The sequence below is a fragment of the Halosimplex carlsbadense 2-9-1 genome (assembly GCF_000337455.1).
GTDB lineage: Archaea > Halobacteriota > Halobacteria > Halobacteriales > Haloarculaceae > Halosimplex > Halosimplex carlsbadense.
Window position 1 is genome coordinate 202,427 of record NZ_AOIU01000036.1, and the last position, 21,819, is coordinate 224,245.

Sequence of the window (21,819 nt, forward strand, 5' to 3'; positions counted from 1 at the left end):
TAAGCGTCCTCTTTCGGCGCGTGGCCTGTGACGGTCCCACGTGGCCCGGCCGGAGCGGTTTCCACCCGTTGCGGCCTCGACGACCCCTGCGACACCGGCCCGGGCGACACCGGGTCTTTTGCTGCTGGACGTTCCACACACGAGGTATGTCCCGTCCGCTCGACGATGTCATCGACGGCCTCGCCGGTGAGCGCCGCGAACTCGTCGCGGTCAACGCCAGCGAAGGGGCGCCGCTCGACGACGTGATGGCGTATTTCGACCGGTTGAACCTCTCCGACGTGACCCGCGTCGACGACCCCGCGCTCCCCACCGAGACGCTCCTCGCCACCGACGGCGACCGCTGTCTGGGCGCCGTCGACCTCGGCGACCTCCACGCGTACCTCTTCGACTCCGGTGTCGGCACCGGTGCGCTCACCGACGGCGAGCGAGAGGCGAGCGGCCCGGCGGGCGACTCACCGACCGGCGCGAACGACGTGGGCCCGCTCACGGAGATCGACGTGGCCGGAGTCCAGCAGTCCCTCGCCCGCCTGGACAACCGGGTGTACACGGTCACCGGCGAAGCGCGGACACCGATGGTCGGCGTCTCACGCCACATCGAACAGCGGGCGCTGGCCGCCGGCGAGGGGACCGTCCACGCCGGCTTCCAGCGCCTGTCCCGGTTGCGCGACAAACGCCACACGCTGGACACGTACCTCACGCTCGCCGAACGGGGGATGGACACTAACCTCTACGGCGTGCCCGACTGGCGACCGCCGACGGCTGATGGACTGTCGGTCCACGCCGACGACGACGGCGACGTTGTCGGCGACCACTGGTTCGTCGTCGTCGACAGCGACCGGGGCGGCGGCGCGCTCGTCGCCCGCAAGGACGGCCCCGGCGCCTACACCGGCTTCTGGACGTTCCGTCCGAAGCTGGTCGCAGACGTGGTCGAAACGATCGAGACCGACGTGCGACCGCGACTCCGACGAATCGGCGAGTGACGGACCCTGGCGCCCGCCGAGGCCGATTCGCGAGTGCCGTTCGAATAGACAATAGAAAATAATTTATTGTCTTCCAATAGTATTGGTGGGTCATGGGTGTGACAGATCCAGTGCGGTCGGCGCTCCCGGACGACGTGAGCGAGCGAGTGGACGACTTCGAGTCGGTCGCGCTCCTGGGTGCGGTCCTCGTGGTCGCGCTGGTGGTCCGTCTCCGCGCGCTGACGGCCGAGAGCCTCTGGATGGACGAGGTGTACTCGATCACGTACGCGACCGAGCGCTCGACGCTGGCGATACTGACGGAACTTCCCCTCGAAGACCCGCATCCGCCGCTGTACTACCTGTTGCTCCGCGGGTGGACCGCGGTCTTCGGCGCGAGCAAGGTGGCGACCCGGTCGCTGTCGGTCGTCTTCGGCGTCGCGGCCGTCGGCCTGTTGTTCGCGCTCGGGCGGCGCCTCTACGACCGCGAGACCGCTACCATCGGGGCAGCGATGCTGGCGCTGTCGGGAATGCACCTCTACTTCTCGCAGGACACGCGGATGTACTCGCTGTACACCGCGCTGGCGGTCGCGTCGCTGTACTGGTACGTCCGGCTCGTGTTCGACGGCGACCGCTCCCGGCGAACCGTCGCCGGCTACGTCGCCGCGACGGTACTGCTCGGCTACACGCACGTCTTCGGCTTGTTCCTGGTCCTCGCCCAGAACTGCTATCTGGTTGTCCACGCGCTCCGGTCGGAGCGGTCGCGAGCGACCGAGCTCCTCCGGGACTGGGTCGGCCTGCAGGCCGTGACGGCCCTGTTGCTCGGCCCGTTCCTGGCAGTGCTCGGGATGCGGCTGCTGGGATACCCGCCGTTCGACAGCGCTTCGCCAACCTGGATCCCGGTCCCCGAGCCGGGCCTGCTCGTCGACACCGTCGCCCGCTACTTCGAGTACGGCTGGCTGTGGGACTCGTGGGCCATAGGGTTCATCGTCGCCTCGCTCGCGCTCGCCGGCTGGGCGCTGTTCAGCGACGCCGACCCCGAGCATTCGCCGACCGGACGACTCGACCGACTGCTTCCGTCGCGGCGAGCGACCTTCCTGCTGGTCGTCCTCGTCGTGCCGGTCGTGGTCCCGTTCGTCGTCTCGCTGACGGTCGAACCGATCTACCGGGCGAAGTACACCGCCGCGGCGTCGATCGGACTGTTCCTCCTCGTCGCCCGCGGGATCGCCGAACTCCGCTGGACGCAGATCGGCGCCGGCCGCTTCGCCGTCGCGGGGCTGCTCCTGCTGGCGATGGCCGGCTCCGTCGTCGTGCTCCAGGGCTCGCCGCAGAACCCCCAGTGGGAGGGCGCGGTCGAGGGCGTCGAGCGACACGGCGAGGACCCGCACATCGTCGTCGTCGGCGGCGAGGTGCCCGGGCGGTTCTACCCCACCGTCCACGTCGCCGGCGGGGAGTCGACCACCGCCGTCCGGGCGAGCGAGGCCGACACCGTCGGAGAAGTCGTCGCGGAACGGCGCGCACGGGGCGACCAGGTCTGGCTGCTCGTCTCGGAGTGGCGGACCAACCGCTCTCAGCGCCGCGCCATCTCCGAGCAACTCGACAGTCGCGACTTCTGGTACGACGGCCAGCTCGAGTACTTCGCCGTCTGGACGTTCCGGATCGGCAACGTCACCGAGGACGGGTCGAACGCCGAGAACCGACGACCGACCGCTGTCGGCCGAGCGGACGGGAGCCTGCGGGGCGGGTGACGCCGCTGCCGTCGAGAACCGGGCCGGAGAAGTCGGGGGCAGAAAGTCGGCGAGCGGATGTCCGGAAGCGCCGCCCTACGTCAACTCGATCTCGTCGATGTCGAAGTGGCGAGCGGCGAGTTCGCGCGCGGCGTCGATGTTGCGCCCGCCCTTGCCGATGGCGGCGCCCCGATCCTCGTCGGCGACCTCGGCGTAGGCGACCCGGTCGTCGTTCTCGCTGATCGTGACGTTGTACACCGCCGCAGGCGAGAGCGCGCTGGCGACGAAGTCCGCCGCCGTGGGCGCGTCCTCGACGAGCTTGATCTCCCGGTCGAGCTGCTGTTCGACCGACTGGACGTGCTGGCCGCCCGGGCCGATGGCCTCGCCCATCTCGCCGGCGGCGACGAGAAAGACCAGCCGGTCGTACTCCTCGTCGACGACGCAGTCCCGGGCCGTCGCGCCGGTCTCGTCCTCGAACAGCGCGATGAGTCCCATCGCCTCGTCGGAGAGCGTGACGGTCATGCGTCCCGGTCCGTCATCAGTCGGCCTCTTCGGCGCCGTCGCCGCGACCCGCGGCCATCCGCAGGTCCACGTCGCCGGTACCCAGCTTGATCGGCTTGCCGACGATGACGTTCTCGGTGACGCCGTTGAGGTCGTCGACCTCGCCGTGGATGGCGGCGTCGAGCAGGTGGTTGACCGTCACCTCGAACGCCGCGCGGGCCAGCACGGACTCCTTGTTGCCGGAGATGCCGTGGCGACCGATCGATTCGATGGAGCCGCGGTTGGTCATGATGTCCGCGACGAGCATCAGGTGGCGGATGTTCACGTCGTCGAGCCCCTGCTCTTCGAGCGTGTTCATCGTCTCGTTGATGATCGCCTCGCGGGCGGCCTCGATACCGAGCTGGCGGTGGATCTCGTGGATGTTGTTACACGTCGTCCGCGAGGCGTCGACGCCGTCGAGCCCGAGCACGTCGCCCAGGGCCGACCCCTCGGTGTAGAGGACGAACTCCTCGCCGTCGTCGGTCTCCTCCTTCCGGATGACCACGCGCGAGACCTCCTCGATCCCCTTGAAGACGATGTCGCGCAGCTCCTCGACCAGCTGGAGCAGGTCGCGATAGCTGGGCTCGTCCGGGCCGAACTGGACGACCGTCGGCGCCGGCGTCTGCACCTCGACGCCGAGCTTCGATTCGATGGTCGAAGCGATGTCGGTGACGACCGATTCGAGGTTGTCGGCGGTCGGCCACCGCTCTTCGAGGGTGTCCTCGTTGAGGTCGACCTGGACGAGCATGTCGGCGACGTTCGTCGACACGTCGCCCAGCTGGAGGATCTTCGTCGACTCGATCTCCCAGACGACCTCGTGAGCGCGCTCGCGCTCCTCGGCGTACTCGTCCTCGAGGTGGATCGTCATCATCGGGGTGTCGGGCTCCTTCCGGGCGTCCACCAGCTCGATGAGCCGGGGCAGCCCCTGGGTCACGTCGATCTCCGCGACCCCCGCGTAGTGGAAGGTGTTCATCGTCATCTGCGTCCCCGGTTCCCCGATGGACTGGGCGCTGACGGTCCCGACGGGGTCGAGCGGGTCGACGCGCGTGTCGACGTACTTGCTCTCGACCGCCTTCGCGATGTCGTCGACCTGTTCGAGCGTCAGGTCGCCGTGGGATTCGAGCCGCTCGTACACGTCGTCTTTCAGTCGGCGCGGGAGCTCCGTGTCCTCGACCAGGGCCCGCACGTCCTCGGTGATCTCCACGGTCAGTCACCCCCCGCCGCTTCCATCCACCAGTCGTCGGCGTGCTCGGAGATGTTCGTCGGCTCCGGCTCGCGTTCGATGAACTTCGCCTTGTCGGCCTCGGAGTCGAACTCCGCGTCGACGACGCGGTCGACGATATTGTCCACGTCGACGGCCGGGCCTTCCTGGTTCGAAGAGACCTCGACCGGCGAGGTGCCGTCCTCGCCGAACTCGAACTGGACGATGGTGTCGCTGGTGTCCCGAACCGTCCCGTCGTACTGCGTTTCGAGTTCGGACAGCGCGTTGATCAGCCGCCGCTGCAGGTAGCCGGACTTCGACGTACGCACTGCGGTGTCGACCAGCCCCTCGCGGCCGCCCATCGCGTGGAAGAAGAACTCACGCGGTTCGAGCCCGCTCCGGTAGGAGTGCTCGACGAAGCCGTGGGCCTCCGCGGAGAGGTCGTTGGGCTTGTAGTGGCTGAGCGTGCGGTCCTCGTAGCCGCGGTTGATCCGCTCGCCGCGGACCGCCTGCTGGCCGACACAGCCGGCCATCTGCGTGAGGTTCAGCATCGATCCACGCGCCCCCGAATCGGCCATGACGACCGCCGGGTTCGCGTCGCCGAAGTGGTCCTCGGCGATGTCGCCCGCGGTGTCGCGGGCCTTCGAGAGCGTGGACATGATCTTCATCTCCAGGGTCTCGTCGACCGACCGACCGGGCAGCGACTCCAGCTCGCCGGCCTCGTAGGTCTCGATGAGCTTCTGGACGCGACTGTAGGCGTCGTCGATGGCCTCGTCGATCTGGCCCTCGGCCTCCCCCGGGATCGACTCGTCGTCGATGCTGATGGAGAACCCGAAGTGCATGATCGAGCGCATCGCCAGCGTCGACACCTCGTTGACGAAGATGCGCGCGCGGGTCTTCGAGTACTCCTTCGCGATGGTGTCGACGACCTCGCCGCCGAAGCCGCCCACCGCGTCCTCGTCGATGGTCCCCGAGAGCAACTGGCCGTCCTCGATGACGACCTCGTCGCCCGCCGAGGAGGTGAACTCGACGTTCAGGTCGTCGGGCAGCAGCTCCGAGAACAGCGTCCGACCCGTCCAGTAGGCCTTGCCGTCCTCCTCGCCGTCGGGCGCGGGCAGCTCGTCGATCCGGGTCGCACGGAGCAGGTCCAGCGCCTGCGTCTCGTTGAACTGCGGGTTCGTGTGTGTCAGCAGGTAGGTGCCCGTGATGTGGTCCTGGATGGCACCGATGATGTTCTCGCCGAACCGCGGCGAGAGCATCTGTTCCTGCACGCGCATGAGGACGCGCGCCTCCGCGCGGGCCTCCTCGTTCTGCAGCGCGTGCATGTTCATCTCGTCGCCGTCGAAGTCGGCGTTGTACGGCGGGCAGACCGTCGTGTTCAGGCGGAACGTCTTGTACGGCATCACGACCACTTCGTGGGCCATGATGGACATCCGGTGCAGCGACGGCTGCCGGTTGAAGATCACGATGTCGCCGTCGATGAGGTGACGGGACACTTCCCAGCCGGGCTCGACCTTCTCGGCGAGCTCCTCGCAGTTCTTCTCGGTGACCTTCAGGCGACGGCCGTCGTGGCGGCGGACGTAGTTGGCCCCCGGATGGGCCTCGGGGCCGTTCGACACGTAGCGCTGGGCCTCTTCGAGGTTGCGCTCGTTGACGTTCATCGTCTGGGTCATCTCAGTCGCCACGCGGTCGGGGACGCCGACCTCGTTCAGCGACAGCGTCGGGTCCGGCGAGATGACGGTCCGCGCCGAGAAGTTGACGCGCTTCCCGGACAGCGAGCCACGGAAGCGGCCCTCCTTGCCCTTCAGGCGCTGGGAGAGGGTCTTGAGCGGCCGGCCGGAGCGGTGCCGGGCCGGCGGCGTGCCCGAGATCTCGTTGTCCATGAACGTGGTGACGTGGTACTGCAGCAGCTCCCAGAGGTCCTCGATGATCAGCTGGGGCGCACCCGCTTCGCGGTTCTCCATGAACCGCTGGTTGATGCGGATGATGTCGACCAGCTTGTGGGTGAGGTCGTCCTCGGAGCGCTGACCGTTGTCCAGCGTGATGGAGGGACGAGCGGTGACCGGCGGGACCGGAAGCACCGTCAGGATCATCCACTCGGGCCGCGAGCGCTCGGGGTTGATCCCCAGCGCTTCGATGTCCTCGTCTGGGATCTCCTCGAACCAGTCGCGGATGTCCGAGGGCATCAGCTTGTCCATGTCCTCCTCGACGAGGTACTCCGCGGCGGAGCTGACGTCTTCCTCCAGTTCGTCGAGGTCGTTGAGCCGACCGAGCGCGCGCCCGAGATTCTTCAGGCGCTCGATGTCGTTGCGGTCCGGACGGTAGGTGCCCGAGAGCAACTCGCGGATGCGGTCGGCCTCGAAGTCGTCGTCGTCGAGCTCCTCGGCGATATCGCTCGGCCGGACGGCCTCGCCCTCCGGCGGGTCCATCGCGCGTTCGAGGCGCTTGGAGAGCTCCCCGTGGGGGACCTCGATGATCTCGTAGTAGGTGGTCGGCTTCTCGTGTTTGATGTCGAACTGCTTGGCGCCGCAGTACGGGCAGTAGTCGACCTTGCGGCACTCGCGGATGGCCGACTTGAGCACGTCCGACATGTCCTCGTTGAGCTCGGCGGTCCGTTCGAGCTTCTCGCGGTACTCCCGTTTGCGCTCCTCGGCCTTCTGCTCGGCGTCGGCCTCGCGGCGGCCGTCGACGGGGGTCAACCGCGAACACTCTCGGCACGTCCCGCGGAGCAGGCGGCGGATGAGCTTCGCGAAGCCGACGTGGATGACCGGCGCGGCCAGCTCGATGTGGCCGAAGTGGCCGTTACAGGACCCGGAGTGCTTGCCGCAGGTCTTGCACTCCAGCCCGGGGTCGATGACGCCCAGGCGGGGGTCCATCAGGCCCATGTCGATGGGGAAGCCGTCGTCGTCGTAGGTGTCGGCCGTGATGACCTTCGTGGCCGACATCTCGCGGTACTCCTCGGGGTCCATCAGCCCGAAGCTGATCTGACCGATCTCCTGGGGTGTTCCTTGCGCGGACATGTTAGACTGCGTCCTCCAGTTCGATGCGCGGCGCGATGCCGAGCGCCTTCATCTCGTCGAGCAGGAGCTTGAACGCGTAGCTCATCTCGACCTCGTGAATCTCGGTCTCCTCGTCGCAGTTGGGGCAGTAGACACGGCGCTGCTCGACGTTCTCGACCGCCGTCATCCCGCACTCGCCGCAGACGTTGATGAACTCGCGGTCGGACTCGTCGAGCAGTCGCTCCTTCAGCGCCATCGCGGCGCCGTGCCCGATGAGCACGTCCCGTTCCATCTCGCCGACGCGCAGGCCGCCCTCGCGGGCGCGCCCCTCGGTCGGCTGGCGGGTCAGGACCTGCACCGGACCGCGCGAGCGGGCGTGGATCTTGTTCGAGACCATGTGGTAGAGCTTCTGGTAGAAGATGGTCCCGAGGAAGATCTCCGCCTCGATCTGCTCGCCCGTGATGCCCGAGTACATGATCTCCTTGCCGCTGGACATGAACCCGTGGTCCTCCAGCGAGCCGCGGAGTTCGTCCTCGTCCTCGCCGGTGAAGGCGGTGCCGTCGACACGGCGACCTTCGAGCGAGCCGACCTTCCCGCCGATCATCTCGAGGATGTGTCCGACGGTCATCCGCGACGGCAGCGCGTGCGGATTGATGATCAGGTCCGGGACGACGCCCTGTTCGGTAAAGGGCATGTCCTCCTGCGGCGCGATGTGACCGACGACGCCCTTCTGTCCGTGCCGGGAGGCGAACTTGTCGCCCAGTTCCGGGATGCGCTCGTCGCGCACGCTCACTTTGGAGAGCTTCGAGCCGTCCTCGCCCTCCATCAGCGTCACCGTGTCGACGACGCCCGATTCACCGGAGCGCATCGTCACGGAGGTCTCTCGCCGCTTCTGCGGGGAGAGCCCGCCCATGTCGTCCGGCTCTTCGAGGAACCGGGGCGGCGAGGTCTTCCCGAGCAGCACGTCGTTCTCGCCGACGTGGGTCTCGGGGTTGACGAGGCCGTCCTCGTCGAGGTGGGTGTACGCTTCCTCGCCGCGGGCGCCGCGGACCTCGTCGTCGGGGATTTCGAAGTGGTCCTCCTGACCGCCGGGGTAGCGCCGCTCCTCGCCCTCGTAGGTGCGGAAGAAGTGCGACCGGGAGAGGCCCCGGTCGACCGACCCCTTGTTCATGACCAGGGCGTCCTCGATGTTGAACCCCTCGTAGGACATGACCGCGACGACGAAGTTCTGCGCCGCCGGGCGGTCGTCGTACCCGATCTGCTCGGTCGTCTGGGTCTTGACCAGCGAGAGCTGGGGGTAGTGCAGGAGGTGCTGGCGCGTGTCCGGACGGATCCGGTAGTTCGCGCTCGGCAGCCCGAGCGACTGCTTGATCATCCCCGACCCCATCGTAATCCGGGGCGAGGCGTTGTGTTCGGGGTAGGGGATCATCCCCGCGCCGATACCGAACATCAGCTGCGGGTCGACTTCGAGGTGGGTGTGGTCCTCGTTCAGCTCCTCCTCGTTGACGGCGACGTAGATGTCCTCTTCCTCCTCGGCGTCGATGAACTCGATGTATCCGCGCTCGACGAGCTCCTCGAACTCTATGTCGCCGTCCGTGACGGCCTCGACCTCCTCGTCGGAGATGATCGGCTCGCCGTCCTCGATGACGAGGAGGGGGCGGCGGGCGCGACCGGCGTCGGCGTTGACGATGACCTCGCGCGTGCGGTTCTTGACCGAGACGTTGACCATCTCGCTCACGTCACCGCGCCGTCGGGCCTGTCGGATCTGGTCTGCGAGCTGATGCGGGTCGGGGTGCGTCCCGACCAGGCTCCCGTTGACGTAGACTTTGGCTTCTCGTGTTTGCTGGCTCATGTTAGTCGTCCGCTGGCTGCTGGTCGATGGACTCGATGCCCGGGATGCCCGAGACGCCCATCGCCGCCAGTTCCTGTTTCAGTCCCTGTTCGTCCTCGACGTTCTGGGAGAGCTCCATCGCCTGCGCGAAGTTCTTCACCAGTCCGCAGTTCGGTCCCTCCGGCGTCTCCGAGGGACAGATGCGACCCCACTGGGTCGCGTGCAGGTCCCGCGCCTCGAAGTGCGGTTGCGAGCGACTGAGCGGCGAGCGCAGCCGGCGCAGGTGGGAGAGCACGCCCATGTAGTCGGTGCGGTCGACGAGCTGGCTCACGCCGGAGCGGCCGCCGACCCAGTTGCCCGTCGCGATCGGGTGCTCCAGGCGCTCGGTCAGCACGTCCGAGCGAACCACGGTCGACACGGAGAGCTGTCGATTCCGCATGTTCGCGCGTTCGAGCTGGTACTTCACGTCGCGGGCCAGCTTGTTCAGCGCCGTCCGGAACAGGTCCTTCATCAGGTCGCCGCTGACCTTCAGGCGCTTGTTGGCGTAGTGGTCCTTGTCGTCGGCGTCCCGGCGGTCGAGGGCGAGCTCGAAACACGCCTCGGCCATCCGGCAGAGGTAGTACGCCTTGTTGATGCGCACGTCCTCCTCCTCGACGCCGTCCTCGTGGAGGTGCGGCAGGAGGTAGCGGTCGATGACGTAGTTGGCCCGCTTGAGCTGGTAGTTCTTGCCCTGGCCGGAGGCGACGCGTTTGCCGAGTTCCTCGATGGCCTCCTCGGTCGACTGAACCTCGGCAGCCTCCAGGTTCTCGAGCATGAACTTCACGATCTCCGGGTCCTCGGAGACGCGGTGGACGATCTCCTCGTCCGACTCCAGCCCGAGCGCGCGGATGAGCGTCACGAAGTTGATGCTCCCCGAGACCGACGGGAACGAGACTTCGAGCAGCCCGTCGCGGGTCCGCTCGACGAGCACCAGCGCGCGGTAGCCCCGGCGCTGGGAGAACGTCTTCGCCACCTCGATGGTGTCGCCGTACTTCGTGTCCGTCTCGGCGAGGATCTTGTTCGGCGCGAGGTCCTCGCTGGTCATCAGCACCCGCTCGGAGCCGTTGACGATGAAGTAACCGCCGGGGTCGGCGGGGTCCTCGCCGATGTCGATGAGCTCCTCGCGCGTGAACCCGGCGATGTTACACTTGTCGGAGCCGACCATGACCGGCATGCGACCGATCTTGGTCTCGGTCTGGTCGACCACCCGCTCTTCCTCCTCCTCGCCGCCCTTGATGATCGCCATCTCCATGAAGACGGGCGCGGCGTAGGTGATGTTGCGCAGGCGCGCCTCCTGGGGGTAGAGCAGCTCCTCGGAGCCGTCCGCCTCCCGGACGCGCGGGGTGACCACCCGCACGTCCCCGAGTTCGACGTAGACGGGCTCTTCGCCCTCCTTGTCGCCGATGTCCGTCTCGATGGTCGCCTTCTCGTCGACGACTTCCTGCATCCCCCGGTTGAGGAACGCGTTGAACGAGCGGAAGTGGTGTTCTGCGAGCCGTTCCCTCGAGAAATACTCACGCGATATCTCGCGTCTGTCCTGAATATTCATGTTATTCTACGACGAGTCGGTATACGACTGCCCGGTCGGTCGTTCGCGAGTCCCGCGTAACCTGGACTACGTCGCCGGTCTCGACGTCTGCTTCGAGGTCGCGCATCGCGGGGTCGGTCCGCTTGATCTTCGGCAGGTCTGTTTTCTTGATGTTGTACTCCTCGAGCACGCCCTCGATCTCGTCGCTGTCGAGGACCGTGTGGTCGGGAACGAGTTCGTGTTGGCTTACGTCTACCATGTGTTGGCCTGTCTGGGAGAAGTTGCTGTCACGAGATACTACAGGCGCCTATAACCGCGAGCTATAAAACGCTTACCAAGTTCGCCGAGCGGAGCTACTCGCACCGCGAGCAATCGTCGTGAGACCGCGACGTGTTCGGTTCGTGCCCAGGGATACGCGGAAGTCCTTGATAGGTGTTGGGGTATGGGAGGTATTGACACAGCCGAGACGCCGCGATCCGGCGAAGGCGCCGTCGTAACTGGAAAGCCTTTTCCGTGTCTCCCTCGCAGATGTGAGTGTAGCCCGGGTGGTGTAGTGGCCCATCATACGACCCTGTCACGGTCGTGACGCGGGTTCAAATCCCGCCTCGGGCGCTTCTCTCGAACTCGAACCGCGAGCGACCAGCTTGCTGTGTCGCGAGCAACCAAGTTCGAGGAACGCCGTTCGGATTTGAACCCTGGCAGTCGCGCGCAGCGAGCGGAGCGAGCGAGCACGTCTGCCTCCGGTTCAAATCCCGCCTCGGGCGTCTTCTGCTGCGAACCTCACGGCGAGCACCTCGTGTGCTCGCCAGCGTGAGCAGCGAAACGCACTCAACGCGGAATCTGAACCCTATCAGTCGCGCGCAGCGAACGTAGTGAGCGAGCACGTCTGATTCCGGTTCAAATCCCGCCTCGGGCGCTTCTCTGAATCCAACTGGCGAGCGGCGCGTTTCATCGCGCCGCGTACTGGATTCAGTGTGCGCCGTCGTGAGATTTGAAGTAGACCGAGGTTCTGCGCCGGAGGCGCAGGTTCTCGGGCGTGGTTCAAATCCCGCGAGACGCCATCGGCGTCTCTCGACCCTCGCGAACGCTCCGCGTTCGCTCGGTCCCGCCTCGCTCGTCTTCTGTCGATGTCGACTCGCCAGCGGTCGCACCGTCGCGGTCGCTCGCAACCGCTTCGACCGCAGCGGACAGCAGGCGGTGAAAGCCCTCAGCGCGCTCGCTCGCAACCGCTTTGACCGCAGCGGACAGCAAGCGATGAAAGCCCTCGCCGCGCTCGCGGTCGCTGACCGGGATATCCTCGCGGCCTGCGGCCGCTTCGGATAGTGCCCGGTCAGGCGACCACGAAGCGCGAGCGCGCCTCGCCCTTTCAGTCCACCAGGACAGCAACCGCCCCGCACAGCACCGCAGACGGCCACAAACCTCCCCAGCCGATTGCGATGCTCGCTTCGTTGCGCTTCTCATCCCTCGCACAGTTCCGTCGCGCGCACGAGAGCGCGCGACAGCGCGCGCCGAATCGGAGGGGAGACATCGTTGCCCGTCGTGAGTCAGTCCGTCGTCGCTACGCTTCCTGTCGGCCGAACGAACTATGTGGCGAGCCCGTCTCGGTCGGCGTATGGAGTCCGAGAGCGGTCGCCGGTGGCTGCCCGACCAGGCGCCGACGTGGCGGAGGTGCTCGCCGGTGGGCTGGCTGGGGTGCTGTTCCTGGACGACCTGGCGGCGCGCGCGGGCCCGGGATGGACCTGGATCGCCGGGGGATTCGCCGCGACCGTACTGGTTCTCTGGCCTGCCGCGTTGTCGCTCGGTGCGCGCACGGGGGAGTGGTCGCGAACCGGCGGGTCGCTCGTCGGCCTCGCGCTGATCGCGGTGTTCGTCGCGCTGGCCCAGATCGCTCGCGACGTGGGGGGCGTTCTCCAGGCGATCGTGTCCGGGCTGACAAGCGGCATGCTCCTCGCGGCGGCGGTGTTCGTGGCGACCCACGTCTGCTCCCGGGGGACCGTCGAGGGGTGGTGAACGGGCCCGCGAGCACCGACACGGTCGCGTGTCCGCCTGTAGAGACGGGACCGGCGTTAGAGCGGCGCGACGGCGCCCGCTGTGACCAGTCTCGTAGAGTTTTCTCTCGTAGAGTTGTGTCAACCAAACTACTTAACTTGGACGTGTCCCACGGTCGGAACATGGGACACGAGCGCCGCGCCCGGAGTTGGATGCCCGACCGGACCCCGGAGTGGACCGAGGTGCTGGCGGGCGCAGTCGCGGTCGTCCTGTTCCTGAGCAACGCACCCGAGGTAGCTCCGGCCAACAGGGTCTGGATAGTCGGCGGGTCCCTCGCGGCCGCGGCGCTGCTCGGGCCGGTCGGGCGGTCGTCGCTGGCCGAGCGCGCGAGCCGGTGGTCGCTGGCCGTGCAGGGTTTCGCCTTCTACGCGCTGGTCGCGGCGTGTGTCGCGTTCGTCTGGGTCGTTCGCCGGACTCTCGGCTTCCCGTCGGGATCGCTCACTGCCGTGGGGACCGGCGGCTATCTCGCGGTGGCGGTGTTCGTCGCGGCACGCGTTCTGTGGTGGGCGGCCCGGCGAGTCGGTGAGCGGGTCCGCCAAACGGTTTGACATCCTCCCCGCCCTGAAGGGCGAGGATTCCCGACTGCGTTGGGATATTACGGTTCGCGGTTAGCAACCTGTTCTTGTGGGGCGAAACAGCCCTCACTACGGTCGAACAGGTGAACCGCTGGCTGTGCCAACCAGCCGTTATCCCTATCACCGCCATCCGTGGCGAGACTCGGGAGTACCTTTTGCCGAATGTTCTCCGCACCGTTCACGTCCGCGTTCGCCACCGTATCGCACGCCTCACACACGTATAGCCCACGTTCAACTCGCTGATCGTCGTTAGTGTGGCCGCACGCCGAACACGACTTCGACGTATCGCGTTCCGACACCAACGCCACGTCGATGCCTTGGGCTTCTGCCTTGTAGTCGAGAAGCGTCGTGAAGCGATCGAACGCCCACCCGTGCAAGTAGAGGTTGCCGTGGTCGCCCCGATCCCGAGGTTCGCCGTTTTCGTCATCCTCACGGATGCCACCCAGGTCGCCAACGACCAGCGTCCCGACACCTCGTTCGACACACTCCTCGACGATGGCTTTCGAGAGGGAGTGCAGGAAGTGCGTCCGACGGCCCGTTCTCTTTCGGTCGAGACGCTTTGCTTCGCGTGACGCCGAATCGTCCGTTTCGGCACGCTTCTTGGCGAAGTAGTATTCGTCCTCTTTGAGCGCGCCACCGGGATACAACACCGATTCACCACCGAACGAAACAGCGGCAAAGTTGCAGATCCCGAGGTCAACACCGGCCACCTCGTCTCCCGGCGGTTCCGGGTCGATGGTGGTGCGACAGACGAATTGTAGTCGCCACTCGTCGTGTTTGTAGACGGCGCGAACCTGTTGAATGTCCCATTCGGTCAGGTCAACATCCGGGCGAGTTTGGTACTCGCACAGGATGAAGTCCGAACGGTGTTCTTTCAGATTGCGACCTTTCGAGAGGCGAACGCGGGCAAACTGTGCGTCGTGCTTGAAGCCGGCCGCTTTGAACGACACGGTTGAGCGTGGGTGGGAGTCTCCGTTTTTGCGGTAGCCGGGCGGTCGGGCACGGTCGTCGCCGCTCCGACGCTTGCCGAACCAACCGTTGAACGCTTCAGCGAGTTCTTCGAGAACGCGCTGACTGGATTGAGAATGCAAGTCCGTGTAGCGTTCGTGGTCCTTGAGTTCGGTTTTGAGTTCCCCATCGTCGGGAATCTCGCCCGTTTCGTCCCACTGTTGTTGTGCGTAGTAGCGACCGACGTTCCAGAGTTTCGAGGCGGCCCATCCGAGTTGATCGAGGTCGTCCCGAACCAGTTGCTGGTTCGTTATCGTGGCCTCGAAGGTTCGGACGGTTCGACTCATTTTCTGGCTTCATAACCAGTTATGAACGTCGTTATGGTAATAGTGTCGGTTGACGTGGAATATCCAGTTTTGCCATCGAACAGTGGATTGTGTAGGAGCTGTCGGCTGTATCCCCGCCCTGAAGGGCGGGGTTTTAGCCTTGTAACTTCTATAAGCCTGCATGCGAATGGGGCGGTATGGACGAGATCGACAGTCGGGCGATGCCCCGCGTGCTCGTCGAGGAGTTCCTCGAGCGCGAGGAGGGGACACGGACGCTGCTCGACGACCTGGAGCGGGCGACGCTGGAGGGCAACCACGACGTCGTTCGCGAACGCATCCGGGACCTGGCGGAGAACAACCAACACGTCTTCTACGCGGTCGCGCTGTCGCTGTCGGGGTCGAAACAGTTCTACGGCGACGTCGAGGCCCAACTCGGCGTCGAGGCCGCCGACGCGCTTCGGGACCTGGGCGACACGTACCCGGCGCTGGCCGAACCGTTCGGCGTCGTCCGCACCGAACAGACCCGCGAGCGGCGCAACCCCGTGACCGAGCTGGAAGCGACGACGACCTACCACGGGGAGGCCGAGGTCCCGGTGGTGAGCTACACGCCGAAATCGGGCGCGGTGGACCTGTTCGAGGGGCAAGGCTCGCCCGAGGAGGTGCTGCAGTTCGCCTCGTATCTCGTCCAGGCGACGACCGACTCGCTCGACAGCGCGCTCGACCACGACTACTCGGTCAACACCGAGGAACTCGGCGCGCTCATCGACCGCCAGGAGGAACTGGAGAGCGAACTCGGGCGACTGCGAGACCAGATCGACGAACTCCGGCGGACGCCGGTCGGCGACGAGTAGGGCCGCGAGTGACGACGTGCGCGGTCCGGGCGGTGGCGCGCAGCCCTCGTCGTCTCGACCGCGTCACGTCGGATTCGGCACCTGCGACATTTATTACGGACGGGGGGAATAGACCCGGTGGGCTTTCATGGTGGAACGACTGACCAAACAGGTCGAGAAGGAGGAACGGGACCTGCGGATTCTGGAAGCGGTGATCGAGTCGGGACCGATCGGGATCGTCCGGCTGTCCGAGGAGACGGACGTGCCCGAACACAAGGTGCGCTACTCCCTGCGGATGCTGGAGGACGACGAACTGGTCGATCCGACCCCCAACGGGGCGATCCCGGCGGACGGGCTCGACGAGCGCCTCTCCCGAATGAACGACGGCATCGACGACCTGATCGCGCGACTCGAAGCCCTCGAAGACATCTTCTGACGCGACCGCGGGAGCGCCTCGACGGAACCGGCCGCCGGCGGAGCGGTCGCGGGCGGCGTGACACGGGCGTGGCCGTCGCGGGTCCGACGACCGCGAACGAGCGAAACGATCGGTCGGCGAGTAGCCGTTGGGACCGGTCGAACGTCGGCGAACCCCGGTAGGCCGCGGCTACCGCCGAGACCGGGACCGAGGAGTCGTCACCGCGCCGGCCGACCGCAGCCGACCCGTATGTCAAACGGAATTTGAGATTGACCAACCTTCATGAGGGGGTCGTCCGTTCTCCGGTGTGTATGGTGGATAGAACAGACTCGACCAGGACGACCACGGTGTTGTACGTGATCGTCGTGGTCGTCGCCGTCCTGATTGGCACCGTACTCGCGCCGGTCGTCTGGAGTGCCACGCAGTCCGCTTCGGGCGATTCGGGGGACCCCGCCGTGTCGGTCATCACGCTGCGGGCCGGGACAGACGCCGGCCCCGTGAACGACATCAAGGAAGACCTCAGACAAGCGAGAACCAACGAGTCCGTCGAGGCGGTCGTGTTGCGGATCGACAGCCCCGGCGGCGCCGTCGCGTCGAGCGAGGAGTTCTACCTGGCGGTCAACCGGACCGCCGCGCAGATGCCGGTCGTCGCCTACGTCGAGGGGACGGCCGCTTCGGGCGGCTACTTCGGCATCGCGCCCGCCGACAAGATCTTCGTCAAGCCGAGTTCGACCGTCGGCTCAATCGGCGTCATCGTCAGCGCGCCGCTGAGTACGGTCGAACAGTCCGAGGCCCAGAGCAAGACGTATCTCCGGACGGGCCCGGACAAGGCCACGATTGACAAAGACCAGCTGCGCGAGGAGATGGAGACGCTCCACAACGCCTTCGTCGACACGATCGTCAAACACCGCGGCGCCAACCTGTCGCTGAACCGTAGCGGCGTCGCTCACGGCGACGCGTACATCGGCCCGACCGCGATCCGGAACGGCTTCGCCGACGAGATGGGCGACCTCAACTCGGCCATCGCGGACGCCGCGGCGCGGGCCGACGGCATCGACGGCGACCAGTACGACGTCGCCTACAACGAACCGGTCAGCCCCTCCGGCGGCACGATCGTGCTCTCGGAAGACCCCGCGAGGGTCGACGGGAACATCGTCTACGTCGACGGCTCCGACGACGAGGGGACGGAGTTCCAGCAGCCCTACGAGTTCCACGCGGTCTGGGGCGTCCCGGTCACCGAGGACGCCGGGGAGGTGACCAATGAAAGCGAGTGAGATACTCAAGCCGCTCGGCGTCTTCGCGGTCGTGATCGCGGTCGTCCTCGCGGGCACGGCGCTCGTGGGGACGCTTGCCGGGTCGGGATCCGCCGGACCGGCCGACGGCGAGGAGATAGAGGGACAGTCGCCCGGTCAGTTCGCGCCGGAGAACGTCCTCGCGACGAGCGCGCCCGAGGACGGCGAGATATCGATAGACAGCTCCGGCGAGAGCAAGCGCATCCTCGTCGATAGCGGCCACAGCAATCGGTACTCGCGGTCGGACTTGGCGCCGCTCGTCGAAGCGCTAGCCCAGGCCGGTCACGAGGTCGACTTCACGCCGAGCACGCCCGGCGACGGCGGCGGGTTCGGCGAGACCAGCTACAACGCGACGCTGCGCCACTACGACGCGGTGCTGATCGTCCAGCCGACCGCGTCGTTCTCCGACGGCGAGATCGCGGGACTGAGCGCCTACGCCGACGGCGGCGGTCGCATCGCCGTACTCGCCGAGCCGCCCCAGCTGTCGGTGGGCAGCGGCCTGAGCGCACAGGTCACGCAGATCCGCTTTGGCGCCCAGGATCTCGTCGGGGAGTTCGGCCTCCGGATGGGGGGCGAGGGGCTCTACAACATCGAGGACGGCGGCAACGACAACAACTACGAGAGCATCATCGCCAGCCCCGACGGGTCGAGCGCGCTGACCGAGGGCGTCTCGAACGTGACCTTCGATTCGGCGGGCTACGTCGTCCAGACCGGCGACGACTCGCAGGTTCACATGCGCGCTCTCTCCGGCACGCGGACGCTCGAACGGCGGCAGGCGAGCCGGTACCCCGTCGCGGCCCAGAGCGGTAACCTGGTGATGGTCGCCGACACCTCCTTCCTCAAGTCCTCCGAACTGTACGACCTCGACAACGAGCAGTTCGCCGGCAACCTCCTGGAGTTCCTCGTCTCCGGCGACAAGGACGAGGGCGTGCCACAGGGAAGCGACGGTAACGGCGGCTTCGGTAACGGCGGCGGAGACAGTGGCGGCGGAGACGGCGACACCACACCGATCACCCCGACCCCGTAACCCGCTCGGATCCGCGTTCCGACACGTCTCTCGTTCGACCGCTACAGACCCGGAACGAGGCGCGTTCGGTCCGTTATCCTTTCTTGAAACCGACGAGGAACCCGCCGGTGAACCCGGCGCTGACGGGGATGACCGACAGCAGGCTCACGACGATACCGGGGGGTTGGCTCCCGGTCGCGACGTCCGTCGCGGCGCTACTCGCGTTGACCAGGCCCGCGGAGAGGCGCTCCCAGTCGACGACGAGGATGCCCTGCGACTCCAGAAATTTGAACAGCGCCAGCTCGACGCCGACCAGGATCGCGATGATCTTCGCGACTTTCTTCGCCGCGAAGCCGATCAGCCCCCCGATCACCGCGCCCGAGCCCAGTTCCAGCCCGATCTGTTGCAGGCCGATGTCTACCATATCCGTCTCGGTGACGGCGGCGGAATAAGGCTCTTGTGTCCGCCGGCCGGGCCGGGTAACCCCCGTCTACCCGGCGGGTGAGAGGCTGTCGGACCCCGAATCTCGGACGGAACCGTCCGGCGGGCCGCCCGCGTGCGGGTCCTCCGTCCCGACCGACCAGAGTTTAAATACGCGGGCGCCGTACTCCCGCGCGAGTGACGGAGACAGGATCCCAACGGCGGGCTGTCGTCGCCAAACGCGTCGACAGCGGACGGTCCGACACGACGGAAATACGCGAGCTCGCACGCGCGGCGGGGTACGACGTGGTCGGCGAGGTCACCCAGACCAGGAAGGAGGACCCCGCGACCCACATCGGGGAGGGGAAAGTCGCCACGCTCGCGCGCACGGTGATCGAGACCGAGGCGACGGTCGTGGTCTTCGACAACCAGCTCGGGCCGTATCAGACGTACAACATCGGCAACGAACTCCCCGAAGGGGTCAAACTGCTCGACCGCTTCCGGCTCATCCTCGAGATATTCGGCCAGCGCGCACAGACCCGCAAGGCCCAGCTCCAGGTCGAACTCGCGGAGCTGCGCTACGAACTCCCGCGAGCGGAGGCGAAGGCCAGCCTCGCCCGGCGCGACGAGCGACCGGGGTTCATGGGGCTGGGTGAGTACGACGAGAGCCGCGAGCGGGACATCAAGTCCCAGATCTCGCGTATCCGCGACGAACTCGAACGGATCGAAGAGACCGAGGAGCATCGCCGCACCCAGCGCCGCGAATCCGGGTTCGACCTGGTGGCGCTGGCCGGCTACACGAACGCGGGGAAGTCGACGCTCCTGCGTCGTCTGGCCGAGGACGTCGACGTGGACGAGAACGAGGACCTGCATCCGGACCTGGACGCGACCGCCGAGTCCGAGGACCGGCTGTTCACGACGCTGGGGACGACGACCCGACGCGCGGACATGGACCAGCGGGACGTGCTCGTGACCGACACCGTCGGGTTCGTCTCGGATCTCCCCCACTGGCTCGTCGAGTCGTTCAAGTCGACGCTGGATTCGGTCTACCGGGCTGATCTCGTCCTGCTGGTCGTCGACGTGAGCGAACCGGTCGAGGAGATCCGCGAGAAGCTCGTCACGTGTCACGACACGCTCGCCGAGCGCAACGAAGCGCCCATCGTGACGGTGTTGAACAAGGTCGACACGGTCGACGACGAAGAGGTGGCCCGCAAACGGGACGCGCTGTCGGCGCTGGCGCCCAACCCGGTCGCGGTGTCGGCCCGGACGGGCGAACGGGTCGACGACCTCCGCGAGCGCATCCACGCGGAACTCCCGGACTACGAGCGCGAGCGGCTCGTCCTGCCGATGACCGACGACACGATGTCGGTCGTCTCGTGGATCCACGACAACGCCCAGGTCGACTCGGTCGACTACGGCGACCAGGTCGTCATCGAGTTCGAAGCCCGCCCCGCGGTCGTCGAGCGGTCGCGCTCGAAGGCGGGCGAGCTCGTCGAGGCGTCGGCCTGAGCCGGTCGGTCTCGGGACCGTCCCGACCCGCCTACTCCTCCCGGTCCCGACGCCACTCCAGCGCCCGCTCCCGGAGTTCCCGACAGCGCTCGCCCTCGACGGTCAGGTCCGGGACCGGCACGGGCGAGCCGTCCTCGTCGATGGCGACGAAGACGAACTGCGACTCGGTGGTCATCTCCTGTTCGCCGGTCCGGGGGTTCTCCCGGGCGGCCCGGAGGTGGACGTTGACGCTGGAGCGGCCCTCGTCGTAGACGAACGCCTCGATGACGACCACCTCGCCGGTGGGGACCGGCCGGTGGAAGTCCATCCGGTCGATCGAGGCGGTCACGCAGGGTTCGCCGGCGAAACGCATCGCCGACATCGCGCCGAGTTCGTCCATCCACTTCATGACGTTGCCGCCGTGGACGGTCCCGTAGTTGTTGGCGTGGTTGGGCTGGACGCGCCATCGGTTCTCCAGGTAGGTGTCGCTGACTCTCGGCATAGTTCCCTTGACGGGCGGGAGGGTTGTCGGTCTACCGACCGTCCCGTACCGGCCCGGATCGGTTACGGCTCGACGAGCACCTTGATCGCCTCGCGCTCGTCCATCGCGCGGTAGCCCTCGGCGACGTTCTCCAGCGAGACGGTCTTGTCGAAGATGGGCGAGGGGTCGAGCGTCCCCTGGAGGACATCGGCGAGCAGTTCGTCGGCGTAGGCCCGGACGGGCGCGATGCCGCCGCGGATGGCGACGTTGTCGCCGAAGAAGTCGAACAGGTCGAGGCCGTCACCCATGCCGTGAGGGACGCCGACGTAGCCGACGGTGCCGCCGGGACGGGCGACGCCGGCGGCCGTCTCCATCGCGCTCGCTGCGCCGACGCATTCGAGGACGTGCTCGGCGCCGCCGTGCGTCAGGTCAGTGACGTGACCTACCACGTCGTCGACGCCCTCGGACCCGCCCAGCACCGTCTCGGTGGCGCCGAACTCCTCGGCGATGTCGAGGCGGTCGGCGTGGTGGCCGACCGCGACGACGCGGGACGCGCCCAGGCGCTTGGCCGCGAGGACGCCGCAGAGCCCGACGGCGCCGTCACCGACGACGACGCAGGTGTCGCCCTCGCCGACGCCGGCGCTGACCGCGGCGTGGTGGCCGGTGCCCAGCACGTCAGTCAGCGGGAGGACCGACCGGAGGGTGTCCTCGTCGTCGGCGTGGCGGTCGGGGATGCGCACGAGCGTCCCGTCGGCGTGAGGTGACCGGACGTACTCACCCTGGGCGCCGCCGTTGTCGCCGCCCCACCCGTCGCCGTTCACGCAGGAGGTGTGCAGGCCGCGCCGGCAGAACTCGCACTCGCCACAGCTGACGACGAACGGCGCGTACACCCGGTCGCCCGGCTCGACGCTCGTCACGTCCTCGCCCACTTCCTTGACGATGCCCATCGGCTCGTGGCCGATGGGCGAGGGGGTGTCGCGGTCGCTCTGCCCGCGGTAGGGCCACAGATCCGACCCGCAGACGCAGGTGTGGGTGATCCGGACCAGCGCGTCGCTCGGGTCCTCGATCTCGGGTCGCTCCACGTCTTCGACGCGGATGTCCCGCTCGCCGTGGTAGATGGCTGCGCGCATACGTAGTATCACTGAGTCCTCTGAAGGCAAAAAGGCGA

20 protein-coding genes and 1 tRNA gene are annotated in these 21,819 nt (G+C 67.1%); 11 read left to right on the forward strand and 10 right to left on the reverse strand.

Annotated elements, in window-relative coordinates:
- Nucleotides 1-146 precede the first annotated feature (146 nt).
- A complete protein-coding gene (locus tag C475_RS17825; RefSeq protein ID WP_006885267.1) occupies nt 147-980 on the forward strand; it encodes a DICT sensory domain-containing protein in 834 nt (277 codons plus the stop codon).
- A gap of 98 nt (nt 981-1,078) precedes the next feature.
- Nucleotides 1,079-2,704, forward strand: a complete 1,626-nt coding sequence (locus C475_RS17830; protein WP_161625212.1) for a glycosyltransferase family 39 protein — start codon at nt 1,079-1,081, stop codon at nt 2,702-2,704.
- A gap of 75 nt (nt 2,705-2,779) precedes the next feature.
- On the opposite strand, the gene C475_RS17835 is transcribed toward C475_RS17830, so the two are convergent.
- From C475_RS17835 to C475_RS17860, 6 genes are read right to left on the reverse strand one after another with little or no spacing between them, the layout of a single operon-like run.
- Complete coding sequence (locus C475_RS17835) at nt 2,780-3,205, reverse strand: NusA-like transcription termination signal-binding factor (RefSeq protein WP_006885269.1); 426 nt, start codon at nt 3,203-3,205, stop codon at nt 2,780-2,782.
- 16 nt (nt 3,206-3,221) lie between these two features.
- Nucleotides 3,222-4,427: a DNA-directed RNA polymerase subunit A'' gene (gene rpoA2, locus C475_RS17840; protein ID WP_006885270.1), complete on the reverse strand. Its 1,206-nt coding sequence runs from the start codon at nt 4,425-4,427 to the stop codon at nt 3,222-3,224.
- Nucleotides 4,428-4,429: 2 nt separating this feature from the next.
- Nucleotides 4,430-7,444: a DNA-directed RNA polymerase subunit A' gene (locus C475_RS17845; protein ID WP_006885271.1), complete on the reverse strand. Its 3,015-nt coding sequence runs from the start codon at nt 7,442-7,444 to the stop codon at nt 4,430-4,432.
- A 1-nt stretch (nt 7,445) separates the two neighbouring features.
- Complete coding sequence (rpoB, locus tag C475_RS17850) at nt 7,446-9,275, reverse strand: DNA-directed RNA polymerase subunit B (protein ID WP_006885272.1); 1,830 nt, start codon at nt 9,273-9,275, stop codon at nt 7,446-7,448.
- Between the two features lies 1 nt (nt 9,276).
- Nucleotides 9,277-10,842, reverse strand: a complete 1,566-nt coding sequence (locus tag C475_RS17855) for a DNA-directed RNA polymerase subunit B'' (RefSeq protein ID WP_006885273.1) — start codon at nt 10,840-10,842, stop codon at nt 9,277-9,279.
- A gap of 1 nt (nt 10,843) precedes the next feature.
- Nucleotides 10,844-11,080, reverse strand: coding sequence for a DNA-directed RNA polymerase subunit H (locus C475_RS17860; protein ID WP_006885274.1), 237 nt, complete (start codon nt 11,078-11,080; stop codon nt 10,844-10,846).
- Between the two features lie 280 nt (nt 11,081-11,360).
- Between C475_RS17860 and C475_RS17865 the strand changes: the two genes are divergently transcribed.
- The 4 genes from C475_RS17865 to C475_RS17875 all read left to right on the forward strand — a co-directional run bounded on the left by C475_RS17865 (nt 11,361) and on the right by C475_RS17875 (nt 13,418).
- Nucleotides 11,361-11,433 (forward strand) — tRNA-Asp (locus C475_RS17865).
- 585 nt (nt 11,434-12,018) lie between these two features.
- The gene (locus tag C475_RS25190) at nt 12,019-12,144 is read left to right on the forward strand and encodes a hypothetical protein (RefSeq protein WP_268869921.1); all 126 of its coding nucleotides are present in this window, start codon (nt 12,019-12,021) and stop codon (nt 12,142-12,144) included.
- Between the two features lie 312 nt (nt 12,145-12,456).
- Entirely contained in the window at nt 12,457-12,831 is a 375-nt protein-coding gene (locus C475_RS17870; protein ID WP_152436479.1) for a hypothetical protein, read from the forward strand.
- 161 nt (nt 12,832-12,992) lie between these two features.
- Nucleotides 12,993-13,418, forward strand: a complete 426-nt coding sequence (locus C475_RS17875; RefSeq protein WP_006885276.1) for a hypothetical protein — start codon at nt 12,993-12,995, stop codon at nt 13,416-13,418.
- Between the two features lie 47 nt (nt 13,419-13,465).
- Here C475_RS17875 and C475_RS17880 read toward each other — a convergent pair whose 3' ends face one another.
- Nucleotides 13,466-14,740 (reverse strand): RNA-guided endonuclease InsQ/TnpB family protein, encoded by a 1,275-nt coding sequence (locus tag C475_RS17880; protein ID WP_006885277.1) that lies wholly within the window; start codon nt 14,738-14,740, stop codon nt 13,466-13,468.
- Between the two features lie 176 nt (nt 14,741-14,916).
- On the opposite strand from C475_RS17880, the gene C475_RS17885 reads away from it, so the two are divergent.
- The 4 genes from C475_RS17885 (at nt 14,917) to C475_RS17900 (ending at nt 18,283) form a co-directional block, all read left to right on the forward strand.
- Complete coding sequence (locus tag C475_RS17885) at nt 14,917-15,570, forward strand: hypothetical protein (RefSeq protein WP_006885278.1); 654 nt, start codon at nt 14,917-14,919, stop codon at nt 15,568-15,570.
- A 127-nt stretch (nt 15,571-15,697) separates the two neighbouring features.
- A complete protein-coding gene (locus C475_RS17890; protein WP_006885279.1) occupies nt 15,698-15,985 on the forward strand; it encodes a winged helix-turn-helix transcriptional regulator in 288 nt (95 codons plus the stop codon).
- Between the two features lie 290 nt (nt 15,986-16,275).
- On the forward strand, nt 16,276-17,238 hold the full coding sequence (locus C475_RS17895) for a S49 family peptidase (RefSeq protein ID WP_049930861.1): 963 nt from the start codon (nt 16,276-16,278) through the stop codon (nt 17,236-17,238).
- Entirely contained in the window at nt 17,225-18,283 is a 1,059-nt protein-coding gene (locus tag C475_RS17900) for a DUF4350 domain-containing protein (protein WP_006885281.1), read from the forward strand. The genes C475_RS17895 and C475_RS17900 overlap by 14 nt, the downstream gene beginning before the upstream one ends.
- 73 nt (nt 18,284-18,356) lie before the next feature.
- Here the strand turns inward: C475_RS17900 and C475_RS17905 are convergent, their stop codons facing one another.
- Nucleotides 18,357-18,686 carry an FUN14 domain-containing protein gene (locus C475_RS17905; RefSeq protein WP_006885282.1) on the reverse strand — a complete coding sequence of 110 codons (330 nt, stop codon included), beginning with the start codon at nt 18,684-18,686 and terminating at the stop codon, nt 18,357-18,359.
- A gap of 194 nt (nt 18,687-18,880) precedes the next feature.
- On the opposite strand from C475_RS17905, the gene hflX reads away from it, so the two are divergent.
- Nucleotides 18,881-20,191 carry a GTPase HflX gene (gene hflX, locus C475_RS17910; protein WP_006885283.1) on the forward strand — a complete coding sequence of 437 codons (1,311 nt, stop codon included), beginning with the start codon at nt 18,881-18,883 and terminating at the stop codon, nt 20,189-20,191.
- Between the two features lie 31 nt (nt 20,192-20,222).
- Here the strand turns inward: hflX and C475_RS17915 are convergent, their stop codons facing one another.
- Together C475_RS17915 and C475_RS17920 are read right to left on the reverse strand one after the other, a co-directional pair.
- Entirely contained in the window at nt 20,223-20,672 is a 450-nt protein-coding gene (locus C475_RS17915; RefSeq protein ID WP_006885284.1) for an acyl-CoA thioesterase, read from the reverse strand.
- Between the two features lie 62 nt (nt 20,673-20,734).
- Nucleotides 20,735-21,781, reverse strand: coding sequence for a zinc-dependent alcohol dehydrogenase family protein (locus tag C475_RS17920; protein ID WP_006885285.1), 1,047 nt, complete (start codon nt 21,779-21,781; stop codon nt 20,735-20,737).
- Nucleotides 21,782-21,819 lie beyond the last annotated feature (38 nt).